Raw genomic sequence first — 16,481 nt, forward strand, 5'->3', positions numbered from 1 at the left:
TGCTTAACTTTTTTAATTAATCTATCTTTTTTCTTCATTGGAAAAACAGCCTCAATCTGTTTTTCCCTCCCACAATGCTACTTTTGGCAGTGGGAGCATATATTTCTTTCTAAAAAGTTAGAGACTTGGGACAAACCCCATCAACAAGGGCTTATCCCAAATGACAATAAATACTGACTTGAAGTCCGGTTGAGTCAGATGTATTTTGCCAAAACGGCAAAATGACTGCGTCTGACGCTAAATTGTTTGCATGCAAAGCGAGAATCAAAGCGAGAATAGTACTTCTCAGTACGTAAAAAGAATTTTTTTAGGGCAAGCCTCTTCAAAAAACGATGTCTGTAAACTATTGTCTTGTATTTTAGCTCAAAAACTCTTTTAAACTAACCTTCCTTCTTTATTCTTATGACGCTTATTTGTATCAAGACGTATGGTTGCGCACATAACATCGCCGATAGTGAAGTAATGGCACAATTCTTATCAGATGCGGGTTTTTCAGTTACGTTTGAGGATGATAAAAACGCAGACCTTATCGTGTACAACACCTGCACAGTCAAAAATCCCACTGATGATAAATTTTTCACGCAACTGCAGCGCGCAACAAAATCCGTAGTTATCACTGGCTGTATTCCGCAGTCACAAAAAAATGAAAACTGGCTCAAAAATCATGTCGCTGTTGGTGTTGATAGGCTTGATAAAATTGTTGAGGCAGTCAAAGCAAAACTTGCAGGTCAAATCGTGCAATTTTTAGAATCATCTTCGTTTCCTCCGACAAGAAACTTTCTGCCAACCAATCGTCAAAATCATTTCATCGCCATTATTCCTCTCTTGCAGGGTTGTTTAGGGAATTGTACATATTGTAAAACGAAAGCTGCTCGCGGCAATCTCAAAAGTTACGCTCCAGAAGACATTATTAAACAAATAAGGCTAGCAAAAAACGCAGGCGTTAAAGAAATGTGGCTCGTAAGTGAAGATAATGGCGCGTATGGTCTTGACACCAACACGACATTGCCAAATTTGTTGCGCGAAATTATAAAGTTTGAAAGCAAAGAAGAAGACGCTACCACTAACCAAATTTTTCCTGCCTTTCGTATCCGTCTGGGTATGTTAAATCCGCAATACGCATTCAAATATAAAGATGAACTTGCAGAAATTATGCAGCATCCTGTATTCTATAAATTTCTTCATATTCCTGTACAATGCGCTAGCAACAAAGTCCTTAAAGAAATGAATCGACCTTATACTATTGAGCAATTTACAAAAGCTCTTTTAACTATTCGCCAAGCTATTCCCAACTTCACGTTTGCAACAGACATCATCGCTGGTTATCCGACTGAAACTACTGATGACTTTCAAGAAACCATGAAACTTCTAGAGCAAGAAAACTTTGCAATACTTAATATCTCAAAATTTTATCCGCGTCCAAAAACGCCCGCAGCGAATCTAAAACTGTTACCAACTAAGGAAGTAAAGAGGAGAAGTAAAGCAGTTTCTGATTGGTTTAGTGAACAAAATAACAACGAGCACTATGTTGGGAAAATAGTTCGGGCACTTTTCACAAATCGTGGTAAAAATAATTCGTTTCTAGGCAGAACAAAAAATTATAAACAAGTTGTGGTGCAAACAGACAAAGATATTTTGGGCACCATGCAAAAAGTAAAAATCACCGGCACAACAAGGGATGACTTAAAAGGAGATTTAGTGTAAGTAGTTTAGCTTATTTTTTTTCTTTTTATTTTTTCTTCGCTCTTTTAATATGTGTTTCTTTAAGGAATAAAACATTTGGTATTCTAATTTCATCGCCGTTTTTTGTTACAACAATTGTTGCAAACAAATTCATATCTTTTACTTTTCCTTCAACGCTTTTAATAGTAATGATATCTCCTTGTTTAATATTCTTGCTCACTTGACTAAATGAAAGTATGTTTGGGAGCGCATCTTTTAGACTTAATATTGCTGAAATAAAGAGTATTAAAATAACGATGATACTTAGGATATTAAGCAACAAAGAAGTAATTCCTATATAATTTAGTGCGATAATGGCAAAGACAAAATAAATGCTATACGAAACAATGCCGCTAATGAGTTTTTGCATGGATGTTCCAAGACCCATTTTGGTTTTCATGGTCTTATCAACGTGAAATTCTCGAAGTACTCGTTCAACAAGTTTTCCTAGTATTCGTCCAATAATAAGTCCCACAAAGAAGATAATGATAGCTACAATAATCTTGTTAATCAAGGGATTTGATTGCAAGAGTGATGTCGCACTTAGGTTTTGTAAAGTATTATTCATGTTCTATCAAATAAGCAATGTATTCCTTTTTGTATTTAAAACCATGTTTTTTGGCAAGTTTATCAAGTGCTTTATCTGTTCTTGACCCGTATTGAGCTGCTTTTTTTGGTCGTCGAGCCATCTCTGGTGGTAGGCCGAGTAGTTCTGCTGCATCGCGCAGAATTGCTTTACTTTCTGTTGTGGAGAGTTTAAACTCGTCAGGAATACTCATGGCAACGCGCACGAGTGCTTCATCTAAGAATGGTGCCCAGACGCTAACGCCGAAGCGGTTTGCTATGGCAAATTCTCGTCTCATATCTCTATCGAACATACCAATAAGGCCATTCCAACATTCTTCATGTCTATTCTCTGCTTGTTTATGTCGAAGATATCCTGCGAAGAGTTCTTCACTTCCAAGGCCGCCGAAGATATCAGTAACGTCATGATCAATAAGTGTTGTTATCGCGGCAACTTCCACACTTCCCACGCCGACATTAACAGCATCAGAAATATCTTTACCAAGAATAGTTGTTGTTTTTGTGAATAATTCTTCCATTGCAAAGAAATCACGCACGTCTTCAGCATAGTCAAAAAGAAGTTGTCGTCCGATTTTTCTTGCTTCTACAATATCGTCTGGTAATTTTTGTTCTTCGTTGTCTTGAAAACCAACAGTAACTGCAATAAACGGGATGTTATGTTTTTTAAGCACAAAGCCGATGAGTGTTGAGTCAACTCCACCGCTAAAAAGTAACCCTATGTTTCCCCTTGCTTGTTTTGCATGCGAGAGGATTGTTTCTTCAATAGCTGTTGCAAGTAGGTGTGCGTGTTCTTCTTGTGTTCTTTGGACTAATTCTATTTCTGTTTGGAGTTTTTTAAACTTTTTTTCCCATAATTGTTTTGTTTGAGGTAATTTCATTCTTCTTTACCTTCCTGATTGATAACGTGATAGGTGATAAGGTAGCTTTCTGCATGGTCACGCACATTCGTAAATTTTTGTATGTATAAGAGAACATCATCAATAGAATATTGTGCTTCTAATTTTTCGTGATAATCGATATGTTCATAATGAGGCGTATCAAACGATTTATAATTTTGTAATTTGTTAAAGATATATTGTTTGTTAAGTGCAAAATCGTTCTCAGTAATTTTAATGAGGTATTGTTGTGTAATAAGTTTAGTGATTTCTTGATTAACATCTAAATTACTACCAATCTCATGGACTAAATCAATAGTGTTAAACTGTTTTTTATTATAGGCAAATTGGAGGATACGTAATTCTTTTTTATCAAGTTTCTCAAGTTCAGGCAAATACTTGTTTGTAAATTCATCTTTATTAGTGATGATTGCGCCATTTGTTCTGTTAACAAGTATATTAAATTGTTCCTCGCCATCCGTACACGAGAGTATAAATACAGGAACTAAGACAAGTTGTACTTCTAAAACAGGTTGTTCGCTCATGAGCATGACATCTTTCACGCTTAGTGTTGGTTTAATGAGTGGTAGTATTTCTTGTTCTTCAAACGCTGTTATTTTATCAATAATATTTTCATCGTTTTCTGTTTCTTGTTGTACTCCATTAACTTGATGCGAGGTATTTGAAGTATTATTTTGCATTTCTACTTGTTGATTAGTTGTTCCTTGATTACTGTTTGTTCCGCTGTTAAGAATGTCAATAGCATGTCCCCCATGACGGGTTTTTCGTGGGCGCACGCGAACAAAAAGTGGCACGTCAGTAAGACCGGTAACTAATGCTGTTCCAATAGAGAGGTTTTGTATTTCTTTTTCTGTTGTGTTAGTAATACCTTCAACGCTGTTGCTAATTGCTTTAAGATCATTAGGGTTAGTTACTTTCATAATAATTTGTGTACTGCATTGACTCACCACACTTTTGTCAATTCGTGCAGGTCTTTGACTAATAACACAAAAGCCCAGTCCAAATTTTCTTCCTTCGCTTGCAATATTACGTAGAATTTTTGATGCTTTCCTTTCTCCAAAGCTTCGTTCTGGACAATAATTATGTGCTTCTTCAATTACTAAAAAAAATGGTGGTAGTTTTTCTTGTTTGCGCAGTTCAAATAAATCCTTGGCTAGTTTATAGACAATGATATCTTGTAGTTCAGGATCAATTCCTTTCAGATTAATTACTGAGCAGCCACCGCTTTTTACCAGTTCATGATATGGTGTTGGCGCACTTGAAAAAATATTTTTATCGCGGAGTTGTTCAAGAGCGCTAATAATGCTCCATTTCGCGTTGCTTTCTTCTTCTTGCAGACTATACATGACGCTATCAAAATCGCATGACGATAAACTTTGTGTTGCGCTGTACATAACGCCAAGTTGGCTTGCTGAAAGTTTCATAGGAAGTAAATCGATGAGTTCTTGGCTAGATAGATTTGCTGGTAGTCGAAGTGGTCGCACGTCTCGATTAATTGCTGTATCGCCGTATTCATTAATAGTATATCCTCGTGGTTTTACATCAAAATAAGGCATTGCTGCTTGTTCTTCTTCATTATCGTTTGGATATTTCATACTGGAGTATTCGCCGTGTGGGTCAATAATAAGTAAAGGCACATTTTTCTCCATGATTTCTTCAAGTAAGACTCCGACAGTGTAACTTTTTCCGCTTCCCGATTTTGCAAGTACAGCTACGTGTTTGGTGAGTAGTTTTTTAAGGTCCAGTTCAACAGGTATGTCTCGTCCTTCAAGTTTTCCAATGTATGCGCCTTTCTCGCTACTTTCTAGTTTGATAACTGCAGTGATAAATTCATCTTCTGCAGAAAGTACTTCGCTTCCAGGTTCAAAGGGTATACGGAGTTGCTTGATTTTTCCATCTTTATCTTTGTAACCGATAATTTGACAGATTGCAGTGGTCATTTCGTCTTGTTTTTCAAGCTCGATGACTTGACAAAGGACGTAATCGTATGCTCCGTGATAGACTTGAACGTAGTCAAATTTTCTTGTTTCGTGTTCAACATGAAACTTAAAGTCAGTTGTCGTGACTTTGCCAAAAATTTTACCCAGGAGCATGAGAATAATTAAAAGCCCTTCGTTTAAATAGCTTTCTTCTTCAAACGATTGTTTTAGGCTCTAAAACAGCAGTTATTGTTCTTTGCTGTATTCTTCCCAGCCAGCATGAACTTTTTTTACCATGGTTAAGAGTTGCGGATGGATTTTGTGCCAGAAATCTATAGCGCCGTCTAAGAATTCTTTTTGTGCTTCTTTATCTTTTGTTAATGCGATAACTGAGTTTTGTGCAATAAAAGCAATTATACTATTAGAAAGGGTTTGCATACTTTTTTTCTCTACTTCATCAAACATACTGCCTTCTGTCATACTCACAATACTTCCTTGACTGGGAAGTATGATGCTGTGTAAATGATTATACCATGAGTTAAACGTGTTTGCAATTCTACTGGATACTTGTCGATGAAACGATGATGCTACAAATCCGTCTTGCGCCACCATATCATATAAAAAGAATATTTCTTCGTATTCCTCAAAACTTTTTTCAAGTTCAAATTCTTCTTTCATTGTTGCGAATGCTTGTTCTACTTCTTTTTTGTCTTCTGGTTTCATATTGTTCCCTCAATGATATCATAGAGTCTTTTACGGAGTATTTTAACTCTTTCTATTTTATCGTCATTGTGTAATGCGTTGAGCATCCAAACCATCCAGCAGGCAGAGTAATAAGCAATCTTCTTTTTATCGGTTTTACCATATCCTTTTATCAGAGCTTCTACTTCATCTAGGTCATCAGTTTCAGAGCTCCATGTTGCAAAGTCCATTTCTACAGGTCCTGCAAGAAGATCGCCGAAATCAACAAATCCTGTGATGTGTTGTTCTTTATTAATTAAAATGTTATAGTCTGATATATCTGCATGCAAATATGTTGCTGTTTGTTCATTCAGGTGTTCTTCATGTTTTGAGAAATATTGTTTTAGGTTTTCTAGTTCTTTGGTTGAAAGTATCTTGTTCTCTTCTAGTGCGGTCAATTCTTTATTAAGCCAAGAATAAATAAACTCTTTCGCACTTTGGTATTTGCCTTTGCCGTTTGCTTGCACGGGTCCAAATCCTTCTGCTTTAGCTTGGTGAAATCGTTTCAGTATTGTACCTATTTTTCTAAATACACTTAATCGTTCTTCTTTACTCAGTTTCCATTCAGAAATTATTTTTCCAGGAATAACTGTTTCTATAAGTTCTTTATCGTTAGAAAATATTATTTCTGGTGCTGGCGCTCCTTGCTCTTTTGCAATGCGACAACCAATTTTTTCTTTAATAATTTTATCTGCTTCTCGCAAGGGTTTTTTGTAAATGAAATCTCCTTTGTCAGTATGAACGAGCAATACTTGTTGGTCTACTCCTTTAGAATAATCTTCTGTCTGGCTAATTGTTGCTTGGAGTTCTTTAAGAAATAATTCTTTGAGATGTTTCTTGAGATGTTCCACCAGATTCACCTATTGTTTATAGATAAACTGATCAATCATCTTTTCAGCTTTCGCTCGCCTTGCTTGATGCTGTGCTAAGAATTCATTGATTTTGTCAATGAGCATTGCTTTTGCTTCGCCTGATAATAATTGTCCTTTACGATAAGCGTCATGCATCTGCGCTAGTATGGTGTCGTCTTCTTCAAAATATCGCATCCATTGACATGCTACGTCAATATCAGGATTACCGCCAAGACGCCTGTGTTCTTCAAGTGTTTCTCGTCCACCGCTAAAGGCGTATTTGTTAATTTTTTTCTTGACGGTCTTTGCATCATCGGTCATGAGTATTGCTTTATCAGGATCGCTGCTACTCATTTTTCCTTCAGGGCCGGTAAGTGGGCTCATAAATTTTGCATGAAGGATTGCTGGTTTGTGATGGCCGAGCTTTTCAACAACATCTCGACTAATGCGAAAGTGTGGGTCTTGATCAACACCGAGTGGAATAAGACATGGTCGCTTCTCATTGCGCAGAACATTTGGTAAGTATGCTGGAACTGTTTGCATGGCGGTGTAAAAAATACTGCCGATGTTATGTGAGTCTGTAAATCCAAATGCTGATTTTATCGTTGAGAACGTAATTTTTTTAGCAACCTTTATTGCTTCAGGATACATGATGCCTGCGTGTTTGGTATCGACAAGGAAATGTGTTTTTTTCGGGTCAAATCCTATGGCAATAACATCAAGCATGTTTTGATGCGTCCAGTCTTGAATCTCTTCATAACTCTTGTTCTTAAAAAGAAACTTCTCATCATCGGTAAATTGAAACCACAGTTCAACACCGAATTTGTCTTGCAGCCATTTTGTAAAAACCCATGGTCCGACGTGGCCCAGATGTATTGGTCCTGATGGTCCACAACCCGTGTATAAGAAGAATTTATTGCCTTGTTCATATTCATTTAAGAGCCATTTTAAATCACGATGCGCAAAGAATATTCCTCGTTTAAGAAAATGATGAAGCTGCCCGCCTGTATGTTTACTTATTCGCTTTAAATCTGCATCAGACAGCTTCTTAATGCCAAACTCATCTATAAGTCGGTTATAATCCACCTTTCCTGATACATCATACGGGTTTACTTTCGGCTTTACCATGGGAATATTTAGATGCTTGTTTTTTATAATTCTTTCCCTAATCGGGATAAAATTCAGAAAAAATAAACTTAATAAAAATAAAAAATAAAAAAATGTAAAGAAGACCTTATTTGAGATATTTGCGAAGTTCTTTTGATTTTGCAACTGCTAAATCAAATGCTACTTTAAGTTCTTCGCTCGTAAATCCAATGTCGCCACCTTTTTGCAGTGAGCAGATATTTTCATCTTCCATGACTGCAATGGTGAGTCGAGCATCAACATTTTGTTCTTCTTCTTTGCTTGGGTCTACTAAGAGGTGTTCACCGATTTTACAAACAGTTATTGGTATTGGTGTATGTATTAAATTAAGTTTTTTATCGGTTTTTTCTTTGTAGTTGACAATGCCATCTTCAATTTTTGGAATGAATGTTTTAGCAATAGCTGCAACTGCGCCAAGTGCTCCAACATCAATAATGTTTCCATCATGATTGATAGGAATAACATCAACACTAACTATCCAAACTTTTTCTCCTGGCTCAACACATAATCCTTTCACATCAATTGCACCACTTTCTCGAATACCTCTATCAATAACACGACTGATTTCAATAGAGTCGATACTTGGTGGTCCTGATTCGATGTCTGGATGTGCAATTGGTAAGAGTTCGCATGATACCATGAGTGATCCTTCGTCAGGTCGGTCTGGATAGGGCGTTCCTAATGATAAGGAAATACCTATGATTATTTCTGTATCGCCGCATTTAATTTTTGCGCTACCATCAGCAGTATTGCTAACATCGTATTCAATACTTACTTCTCGAAATTCATCTTTTTTTCTTCCATCGTACCGAACGTCTTCTTCAAGTGCTTTTATCATGTGTCCTTTACGGTTTGTCATTTGTGATTCTTTGTTCATTGTGCGTCACCTTCTTTGCTGTCTGCCTGATATTTATTTCTTAAGGCAACTCGTTGTTGTTCTGCAATTACCACACATGCTTCTTTTGCTAGTTCAATGACTTTTAAGATTTCCTCAGGTTTTGCAATCCCGTCCATTTGAAGAAGTGTTACTTCTCCGGTGCTTGGTATCATTGCAATAGGAATATCTACTGCTTCCATTCCATCGCCTGGTTGTTCTTCATGATAGCTTAAGTCTACAACTGGTGTGTCTCCTACCATGCCTACTGCGACAGCAGGGACCATGTCTTTCATAGTAATTCCTGCGTCAGCTAATGCAATGCTTGCTGCGCTAATTCCTGCGCATCTACTTCCTGCATCTGTTTGTGGCAGTTCGATATAGATATCAATCACCGTGTTTGGATATTTATCTAAGTCTACAACGGGTAGTAATGCTTTTTCAGAAACCATGCTGATTTCTTTTGCACGTCGATTTGGTCCTGGTCTATTTCGTTCACCTGGTCCTGAGAATGCCATCATGTTATAGTTAACTCGAAGGATTCCTTTCTTCGGATTTTGCATGAATTTTGGGTAGACTTCTCGTGGTCCGTATACTGCAGCGTATGCAATAGTATCGCCAATTTTAAAATAGGCGCTTCCATCTGCGTTTTTAATGACGCCTGCTTTTGCAATAATCGGTCGTGTTTCGTTCATCTTTCGGCCGTCAAATCGTTTTGTGTATTTTCCCATTTTATTGCGCCTCATCAATTACTTTAACTTCTGCATCTTCTTTGTTGTCATCTTGTTCATCATAGACTGCAACTCTTTGCGCTTCTTCGTTTTCATCGTCAAATTTCTCTTCTCTAGCTTCGATTTTGTTACCTGTAGTTTCTTCTAAAAAGATTTTTATTCTATCGGTTAATCCATTAGTGTGTGATTCTTCTTCGATTTTTCTAATGGTTTGTACAACGATGTTTTCCATTGCTGGTTCGCCGTTAAGCCATACAAGTCCGTTTTGTCCAACAATAATTTTACAATCTGTTGCTTGTTTAATCATAGAAACCATACTTCCTTTTTTGCCAATGATCCGTGGTACTTTGTTAGTATTTACTTTAATGAATCTTCCGCCTCGAAGTTTATGCAGGCCTTGTCCTTTAACACTGACATCGATGAGGTTTTGTCCACTAACGTTAGTAATTTTTCCAACGAAGTAGTCGCCGATATCATAATATCTTGAAAGGTCTGCTCCTCGTGGGATGAATTCAAATGTTCCATCCTTAATAGGTATAAGTCCGCTATAAGGACTATTTAGTTCTACTCTCCATCCCATACTCAGGATGTCAATTACTCTACCAATAACGACGTCATTTCTTTTTGGCATGTATACGCCAGCAAGAGGAATCGTTTTGATTACTTTGCCATCTACCATACTAACGCCTAATCGATTTGCGAGGATTTGTTCTCCTAATCGGTAGGTGCCATGGCTTGGCAAAAAGTCCATTCCTTCAGCCAGTACTTGGCCAGGAACAACGACTTCTCGTTCTCCAATTTTTAATTCACTCATTTTTTTCTTCTCCTTAGAGTGCCAAAAATTATTTTTTTTGTGCAACTCTTTTTTTTGTATTGAATATATTTAGTTTATTTTATCTATCGTGCAGCCGCCGTGAGAAACATTATTGAGTTCATCAACGAGTTCTGCTTGCATACCTGCAGGAAGTTCAAGTTCTGCCATGAGTGCGCCGTCGTTAAGCCATTGTTCATTGGTGAGTTTTCCAAAGTTTTCAATGCTAGATCGTAGTCGTCCTGCAACACTTGCAGGGATGTGTATGCGTAGTTTCACTGTTTCCAAAGAGATAGGTATGATTGGTCGAAGTTTAGTAATAATTGCATCTATTTGATCTTCTGCTTTTTTAAGATCGTTTACTTTTACTTTTGCTTCTTCAATTGCTGCAATAATTCTATTTTCTGGATGTGGTGTTCCCGTTTTTGGATTAATGGCGTTTCGATGAATAAGGTTGACAATTTTATTCATTTTTCGCTCACGTAATTGTGTTCGATAGTTTTGAGTAAATTGTATTTCTCCTTTTTCAAGCATTACTTGAACAATTGCCTTAGTTTGTGTTGTACTAAACACTTCGGTTAAATCTGCTTCTTTTGCTTGTAGTCCTTTTTTCATGTCTTCATATACATGATCGGAATTAATAATTTCATCAATATCTACAGCGTCTCCTTCTTTATATGCTACTGCTTTATCAGCGTCAATTGCAATTTCAAATGTTTTGCCGTGTGTTTTGTAGCGAACAAGGTTTACTGATATTTGCACGTGATCATCAATGAGCTTATTTCCTTTCATAAAAACACCTCCAGTGTTTGTTTATTGTACAATTTTTGCGATTTCTTGTGGACTAAATTTTTTCATCGTTTTTGTTTCTGCATCAACGTATGCAGCATCAATTCTATTGATATCGAATGTTTCATTTTTTCCATCTAAGAATTTTTTTATGGCAGTTCCTGCAAGTTTTAGTCCTTGTTCAACAGTCATATTTTCTTTGTAATGTTTATGTAATTCTTCAGCAACTTCTGTTTCTCCTTCGCCAATAACTGTTGCTTTATATTGGTAATAAAGGCCTGTTGGATCAGTAAGGAATAATTTTGCGTTATCTTCATCAATACCCGCAACGAGGAGTGAAACGCCGAAAGGTCGTAAACCGCCTGATTGGGTACACATTTGTTTAAGACTACACATATCTTTAACAACAGTTAAAATATCAATTGGTGAGTCATAGGTTACTCTGTTTTCTTGTGCTTTGTTTTGAGCTCGTTCAACAAGTACTCTTGCGTCAGATAATATTCCTGATGCTGTGCTGATGATGTGATCATCTATTTGAAATATTTTTTCAACAGTTTCTGTAACAACGAGTTTGTCAACTATTCGTTTATCAGTTACTAATACTACGCCGTCTTTACAGACTATGCCGATTGCAGTATTGCCGAGTCGGACTGTTTTTTTTGCATACTCTACTTGGAGTAATCTACCGTCGGGACTAAACATCGTAATTGCTCTGTCATATCCCATTACTTGATGTGGCATTGGTTGCATTTTTTATACCTCGTTGGAGGTGCCAAAAATTTCTTCAAATTTTTTAGCATACCTCGTTTGTGTTTTTCACATATGTTCTATAAATAATTGTGTTTGGCTTTTTTTAGAATGCCGGACACTCCCTTAGTGTGAATGGTTACTGGTGTTTTTCCGAGTTTGTTAATGAGGATAAAACTTCCTCTGATATAATCAACTGCGGTGTTATTAACACGAATGATGCCTCTTTTTGTTGTTTGATCATATTTGATAGGTAATATGCCTGCTTTGCCGGCCATAAAAACACCTAGAATCTCGTGAAGTTTGGAAATGAGTTCTTCTTGCAAGGTGTGCATAGAAATGGGTGTTTTGGCTGTAACTTCGTAGACAATGTAACGTTTTTTCTCCCGCAGGGATGGTTTGAGTGGTTTTATATTGAGCATTTTGTCTTATACGTTGTTCGGGAAGAGCTATAGTAGCATTTTTCGCAGAGAAGACGCTCTCTCCCTCTCATTTCAGTTTCTTTTCTCTCGCTAGCTTTCCTAGAACGCGTTTTCATATATAAATCTACCTCTCTGTAAATCAATTTTAGTTAAAGTTTTTTAATTTGCTTTGCAAGAATTATTGTTTGTTAAAGGCAGTATACAAAGTTCCTTATTATTAAACCGCGTCTTTTTTCGCCAAATCTTTTTAAAGCGTTACCATTTTCTTTTCTTTCTATGAAAAACTGGCTACGAATAATTCTTGCTGCTGCAAAACCCGCATATGGAGGTCAAGCAGTAGTGAATGGCGTGATGATGATGGGGAAGAAACATTATGCTATTAGTGTAACAACTAGTAAACATTTAGTGACAAAAACGTTCCCACACACTCCTTTAAATCAACGAAATAAACTTTTTGCGTTGCCTTTTGTACGGGGCGTGGTAAATCTTATTGACATGTTCTTTGTTGGGTATAAATCATTGATGTATTCTGCAGAAGTTGCAGGCGAGCAAGAAACTAATAGTCCTATTAGATGGTTTGAAACAGTGCTGATGTATGGTTCAATTTTATTTAGCTTTGCACTTGCAATTTTTCTTTTCAAATTTCTTCCGCTTTCTGCAGCGACTTTTCTAGATTCACATATAACCTTATCATCAACGGCTTTTAATATTATTGATGGATTAGTGAAAATGACTATATTTGTTGGCTATATTGTGGTAATAAGTCTTTACAAAGATGTAAAAGATCTTTTTCGTTATCATGGCGGAGAACATAAGACGATTAATTGTTATGAAGCGGGTTTGCCGTTAACAATAAATAATATTTCGAAACAAAACACGGTGCATGTTCGTTGTGGAACAACGTTTATTTTTGTAGTTATTTTTATTAGCATCCTCGTTTATTTGGTTATTCCCAAAGAATTACCTTTGTTATATAATCTTGTGTTGCGTCTTGCGCTTCTGCCTCTTATTGCAGCGATCGCGTATGAATTTCAACGACTTTCTGCTAAGTCTTCTTCAAAATTTTTGCGCGCGCTCTTCACACCAGGCTTATGGCTACAATCGTTAACAGTGTATACGCCCGCACCTCGTCATATGCGTGCTGGAAGAGCATCTCTTCAAGCCGTTCTTAAAGCTGAAGAAAAAAAATAAGTATGTTTTATGTTAGATACTATTTTGTTCGAGAAAATAAAGAATGGCTTTATTATTTAACAACATATTTCTCAAAAAGTTCGGGCACTTCTTTTTTTGTAATATATTCTTCAAGTTTCCATGAATCAATTTTTTCTTGAAGGGCGTTAAGTGTTGGTGTTGGTACTTTAGTTTTTAGTTGGTGTCCAATACCAAATATTGCTTTACGAAGTTCTTGCATGGTGTGTTGTAGTTGTTGAATTTCTTCTCTGAGTAGATGTAGTTCTTCTTCAAACAGTATTTGTTGTTCTGCAAGGGTTTTTTTTTGGTCTGTGTATGCTTCGTTTAATTCTTTATCTGTTGTAGTAAGCAAGCTAACTCTATGGCGCATCTTATCGATGAGTTCTTCGGCTGCTGTATCCGGTTCTTGCTTTTCAGTCATAGTTTTACTTAAGGCCTAGGTTATTTTTAAGGTTTTGCACTGTTTTTGCTAAGAAAACTTGTTATTTCGTTTAAATCAGTTTTGCATAACAATAACCTCTTATTTCTTTTTACCTAAACGACTAGTTCACCAACTTAGACCTAAGTAAGAATTATGCTTCGCAGTAGAGAAATTAATTTCTTTCTAAATAGAGGCCTTGAAACGAAACATTTTTATATGGGAAAAGCGGATTTTCTAGTATCTATTTATAAAAAGAAGAGGTGCGATGTAGTTTTGACAGATGATTTTGATATAGTTCCTCCTCCACCGCCTACGCCGAGCGAGACCGAGCAGAAGAAAAAGAGGACCTGGCGATTGTTTGGTAAGAAGGATTCTGAGCAAGATATACTGGCAAGTAGCAATACTTCTTCTGCGAGTGCTAATCATTTAGTCGATGATGTTGCTGGTATTCGTGAAAAATTAGGTCTCACCAAACCTCGTGTTTCTATTAATCATGTTCATGACCAGCTCGATGCAGAAAAAGATACAACTGCTGATGCTGATGCGGCGCAATATGATAAAGAACAAGCTGAGCAAGTTATGGTTGGTGATGGGCAAGTTGAGATGTTATCTGGTGATAAAGAACAAGCTGAGCAAGTACTTGATTTTGATGCTTCTTTATCTGAAGCGCCATCGCCTGATACATCTGATACTAAATCTTTTCTAAATGATATGCCTTCAGATATCAATTCGGATTCTGATTCTGGTTCTGTGTCTATTTCTTCTGATTCTGAACCAAATGTAGTAGTTGATGATGATATGTCTGCAGTGTTTGATACCAAAACTTCTTTTTCATCTGATAGTTTAACTCAAGAGAAGATTGCTGATGCTAATACTGATAAAGCAACATCTAAGTCTGACACGTTTCATACGATTCCTGATTCCCAAATTCATTCTACTTCTGAAGATTCGAATTCTGAAGAAAATGAGTTTCTTAGAGAACCAGATGATGCTGTTGCATCGGATAACCCCATCTCGGATTTTACTCATGATGACTTTAATGACGAGGCAAACACTGAATTAAACACTGATGATTCCGTAACAGATTCTGCTCTTGATTGGGGAGAAGACACCAAAGAATCTTCCGCTTCACCTTTAGATGATGCACCCTCAAAAGACGCCGTGCTATCTAGCGAGGCTTCTTTATCTGAAGACATAATGTTATCTGAGGATACTATCAAAACTAATGATAATAATAATAATAATAATAATAATGCTGATACTACTGCGCCCATACATACATCTAATGCTGTAGATGAACCAAAAACAGTTGATTCAGTTAATGAATTAACATCAGACACTAATATTTCCGATGATGCGTTTGATATTCCTACGCAAGAAGAATCAGATAAATTATTTGATGAAGGTGCCATAAAAGATTCTTCTACAGATGAGTTTGGCATTGCTCAAGAACGAGAAGTTGCGTCTGTTACAACGCAAGAGGATGCCTTGGCAAAGGTTGGTCTTGATGAAAAAAGCATTTCTAAACAGCTTGCTAAGCAAATAAAAACTGCTGAGCGAAAAATGGAGCAGGTTGAAAAGAAGCAATCTAAAGTTCAAGAAGCAAAAGAGCGAATTAAGAAAAAAGAAGAAGAGCTTAAACAATTAGAAAACGAATTAGCTAAAAAAAAGAAAGAACTTGCTAAGCAAGAAAAAGAGATACAAAAAAAAGAACTAAAATTTGCCGGTCTCACACAAGAAGGGAAACTTCTTGTTACAAAAAAAGCCGAGGTTGAAAAAAAGATAGCAGCAAACAAAAAACTTGCTGAAAAGTTAAAGGATGATTCTGAAAAATTAATTAAGCAAGAAAAAGAAATTACTTCGCAATCACAATCTGTTAACGCAAAAAAAACAGAACTTAAAAAAAAAGAGAACGATTTACATCAGCAGTTTTCTTTTGTTGAAGAACAGCAAAAAACTTACGCTCAAAAACTTGAAAAAGTGAATACCGAAATGACTCAGGTAAGTGATATGAAAGAACTAGTTATTGGAGAAACAAAAGCATTTGAAAATTATAAAAAATCTCAAGAACAATTAATTCAAGAAGCAAAAGAAGAATTGGCCAAAATACAAGGTTCTGCATATGATAATATATCTATTTATCATGATATATTACACGAGGAAGAAGAGGAATTAAATCTTCGTGCTGAATCATTTGCGGAATGGGCCCCTCGTATGGAAAAAGAAACTAAAGCTGAAAAAGAATTGCGTCTTAAGCAAAATGATGTTCTTAAAAAACTCGCCGAAAATGAGGCTTTATTTAAGCACCTTTCAGCACCTCCGACGTTGTTGGATGCTCCCAAAACGACAACAATTACAAAATCGCCAAAAAAAGATTTTGCTGGCGCTATTCAGCAAGTAAGAGAATTAGTTAAAGAGCGGTCGCTTACTCAAGCAAAAGAAGTATACAATGCTATTCGAGAAGAGTTTTTAACAGCAGATGTTTCTGATTTTATAAAAAAGAATTATGCTAACCAACTCAAACAGCTCTATAATGAAATTCATGTCAACTTATTAGAGCAAGAAGCTCGTAATGTCCTTGGTTAGGTTTGTTTTTAAGGTTTATTTTATCTCCTAAAAGTTTTTTCTAAGTAAA

General features: G+C 36.4%; 16 protein-coding genes. 3 read left to right on the forward strand and 13 right to left on the reverse strand.

What is annotated here, in order from left to right:
* Window positions 1-402 precede the first annotated feature (402 nt).
* Window positions 403-1,704 (forward strand): tRNA (N(6)-L-threonylcarbamoyladenosine(37)-C(2))-methylthiotransferase, encoded by a 1,302-nt coding sequence (locus K9M74_03480; protein MCF7798939.1) that lies wholly within the window; start codon window positions 403-405, stop codon window positions 1,702-1,704.
* Between the two features lie 25 nt (window positions 1,705-1,729).
* Here the strand turns inward: K9M74_03480 and K9M74_03485 are convergent, their stop codons facing one another.
* The 12 genes from K9M74_03485 to K9M74_03540 form a co-directional block, all read right to left on the reverse strand.
* Window positions 1,730-2,290, reverse strand: coding sequence for a mechanosensitive ion channel family protein (locus tag K9M74_03485; protein MCF7798940.1), 561 nt, complete (start codon window positions 2,288-2,290; stop codon window positions 1,730-1,732).
* Entirely contained in the window at window positions 2,283-3,185 is a 903-nt protein-coding gene (locus K9M74_03490; GenBank protein ID MCF7798941.1) for an asparagine synthase C-terminal domain-containing protein, read from the reverse strand. The genes K9M74_03485 and K9M74_03490 overlap by 8 nt, the downstream gene beginning before the upstream one ends.
* Window positions 3,182-5,296 carry an ATP-binding protein gene (locus K9M74_03495; protein ID MCF7798942.1) on the reverse strand — a complete coding sequence of 705 codons (2,115 nt, stop codon included), beginning with the start codon at window positions 5,294-5,296 and terminating at the stop codon, window positions 3,182-3,184. The genes K9M74_03490 and K9M74_03495 overlap by 4 nt, the downstream gene beginning before the upstream one ends.
* A 72-nt stretch (window positions 5,297-5,368) precedes the next feature.
* A complete protein-coding gene (locus K9M74_03500; protein ID MCF7798943.1) occupies window positions 5,369-5,845 on the reverse strand; it encodes a hypothetical protein in 477 nt (158 codons plus the stop codon).
* Window positions 5,842-6,714, reverse strand: coding sequence for an aminoglycoside phosphotransferase family protein (locus tag K9M74_03505; protein ID MCF7798944.1), 873 nt, complete (start codon window positions 6,712-6,714; stop codon window positions 5,842-5,844). Before K9M74_03505 ends, K9M74_03500 begins: the two co-directional genes overlap by 4 nt.
* Before the next feature lie 9 nt (window positions 6,715-6,723).
* Entirely contained in the window at window positions 6,724-7,842 is a 1,119-nt protein-coding gene (locus K9M74_03510) for a tryptophan--tRNA ligase (protein ID MCF7798945.1), read from the reverse strand.
* Window positions 7,843-7,948: 106 nt separating this feature from the next.
* A complete protein-coding gene (locus tag K9M74_03515) occupies window positions 7,949-8,737 on the reverse strand; it encodes an exosome complex protein Rrp42 (GenBank protein ID MCF7798946.1) in 789 nt (262 codons plus the stop codon).
* On the reverse strand, window positions 8,734-9,465 hold the full coding sequence (locus K9M74_03520) for an exosome complex exonuclease Rrp41 (protein ID MCF7798947.1): 732 nt from the start codon (window positions 9,463-9,465) through the stop codon (window positions 8,734-8,736). The genes K9M74_03515 and K9M74_03520 overlap by 4 nt, the downstream gene beginning before the upstream one ends.
* Before the next feature lies 1 nt (window position 9,466).
* Window positions 9,467-10,279 (reverse strand): exosome complex protein Rrp4, encoded by an 813-nt coding sequence (locus tag K9M74_03525; protein MCF7798948.1) that lies wholly within the window; start codon window positions 10,277-10,279, stop codon window positions 9,467-9,469.
* A gap of 69 nt (window positions 10,280-10,348) precedes the next feature.
* A complete protein-coding gene (locus K9M74_03530) occupies window positions 10,349-11,068 on the reverse strand; it encodes a ribosome assembly factor SBDS (GenBank protein ID MCF7798949.1) in 720 nt (239 codons plus the stop codon).
* A 21-nt stretch (window positions 11,069-11,089) separates the two neighbouring features.
* Complete coding sequence (gene psmA / locus K9M74_03535) at window positions 11,090-11,815, reverse strand: archaeal proteasome endopeptidase complex subunit alpha (GenBank protein ID MCF7798950.1); 726 nt, start codon at window positions 11,813-11,815, stop codon at window positions 11,090-11,092.
* 77 nt (window positions 11,816-11,892) lie between these two features.
* Window positions 11,893-12,234, reverse strand: coding sequence for a hypothetical protein (locus tag K9M74_03540; GenBank protein ID MCF7798951.1), 342 nt, complete (start codon window positions 12,232-12,234; stop codon window positions 11,893-11,895).
* 276 nt (window positions 12,235-12,510) lie between these two features.
* Between K9M74_03540 and K9M74_03545 the strand changes: the two genes are divergently transcribed.
* Complete coding sequence (locus K9M74_03545) at window positions 12,511-13,425, forward strand: DUF1385 domain-containing protein (GenBank protein ID MCF7798952.1); 915 nt, start codon at window positions 12,511-12,513, stop codon at window positions 13,423-13,425.
* Between the two features lie 52 nt (window positions 13,426-13,477).
* Here the strand turns inward: K9M74_03545 and K9M74_03550 are convergent, their stop codons facing one another.
* Window positions 13,478-13,846: a hypothetical protein gene (locus K9M74_03550; protein MCF7798953.1), complete on the reverse strand. Its 369-nt coding sequence runs from the start codon at window positions 13,844-13,846 to the stop codon at window positions 13,478-13,480.
* A gap of 273 nt (window positions 13,847-14,119) precedes the next feature.
* Here K9M74_03550 and K9M74_03555 point away from each other — a divergent pair, with 273 nt between their 5' ends.
* A complete protein-coding gene (locus K9M74_03555) occupies window positions 14,120-16,432 on the forward strand; it encodes a hypothetical protein (GenBank protein ID MCF7798954.1) in 2,313 nt (770 codons plus the stop codon).
* Window positions 16,433-16,481 lie beyond the last annotated feature (49 nt).

This window comes from Candidatus Woesearchaeota archaeon (assembly GCA_021734105.1).
GTDB lineage: Archaea > Nanobdellota > Nanobdellia > Woesearchaeales > SKGA01 > SKGA01.

Coding starts and splice junctions, on each gene's coding strand:
- K9M74_03490 (MCF7798941.1), bottom strand. CDS start 3,185: ATGAAATTACCTCAAACAAAACAATTATGGGAAAAAAAGTTTAAAAAA.
- K9M74_03480 (MCF7798939.1), top strand. CDS start 403: ATGACGCTTATTTGTATCAAGACGTATGGTTGCGCACATAACATCGCC.
- K9M74_03520 (MCF7798947.1), bottom strand. CDS start 9,465: ATGGGAAAATACACAAAACGATTTGACGGCCGAAAGATGAACGAAACA.
- K9M74_03550 (MCF7798953.1), bottom strand. CDS start 13,846: ATGACTGAAAAGCAAGAACCGGATACAGCAGCCGAAGAACTCATCGAT.
- K9M74_03485 (MCF7798940.1), bottom strand. CDS start 2,290: ATGAATAATACTTTACAAAACCTAAGTGCGACATCACTCTTGCAATCA.
- K9M74_03525 (MCF7798948.1), bottom strand. CDS start 10,279: ATGAGTGAATTAAAAATTGGAGAACGAGAAGTCGTTGTTCCTGGCCAA.
- K9M74_03495 (MCF7798942.1), bottom strand. CDS start 5,296: ATGCTCCTGGGTAAAATTTTTGGCAAAGTCACGACAACTGACTTTAAG.
- psmA (MCF7798950.1), bottom strand. CDS start 11,815: ATGCAACCAATGCCACATCAAGTAATGGGATATGACAGAGCAATTACG.
- K9M74_03500 (MCF7798943.1), bottom strand. CDS start 5,845: ATGAAACCAGAAGACAAAAAAGAAGTAGAACAAGCATTCGCAACAATG.
- K9M74_03530 (MCF7798949.1), bottom strand. CDS start 11,068: ATGAAAGGAAATAAGCTCATTGATGATCACGTGCAAATATCAGTAAAC.
- K9M74_03540 (MCF7798951.1), bottom strand. CDS start 12,234: ATGCTCAATATAAAACCACTCAAACCATCCCTGCGGGAGAAAAAACGT.
- K9M74_03545 (MCF7798952.1), top strand. CDS start 12,511: ATGAAAAACTGGCTACGAATAATTCTTGCTGCTGCAAAACCCGCATAT.
- K9M74_03510 (MCF7798945.1), bottom strand. CDS start 7,842: ATGGTAAAGCCGAAAGTAAACCCGTATGATGTATCAGGAAAGGTGGAT.
- K9M74_03515 (MCF7798946.1), bottom strand. CDS start 8,737: ATGAACAAAGAATCACAAATGACAAACCGTAAAGGACACATGATAAAA.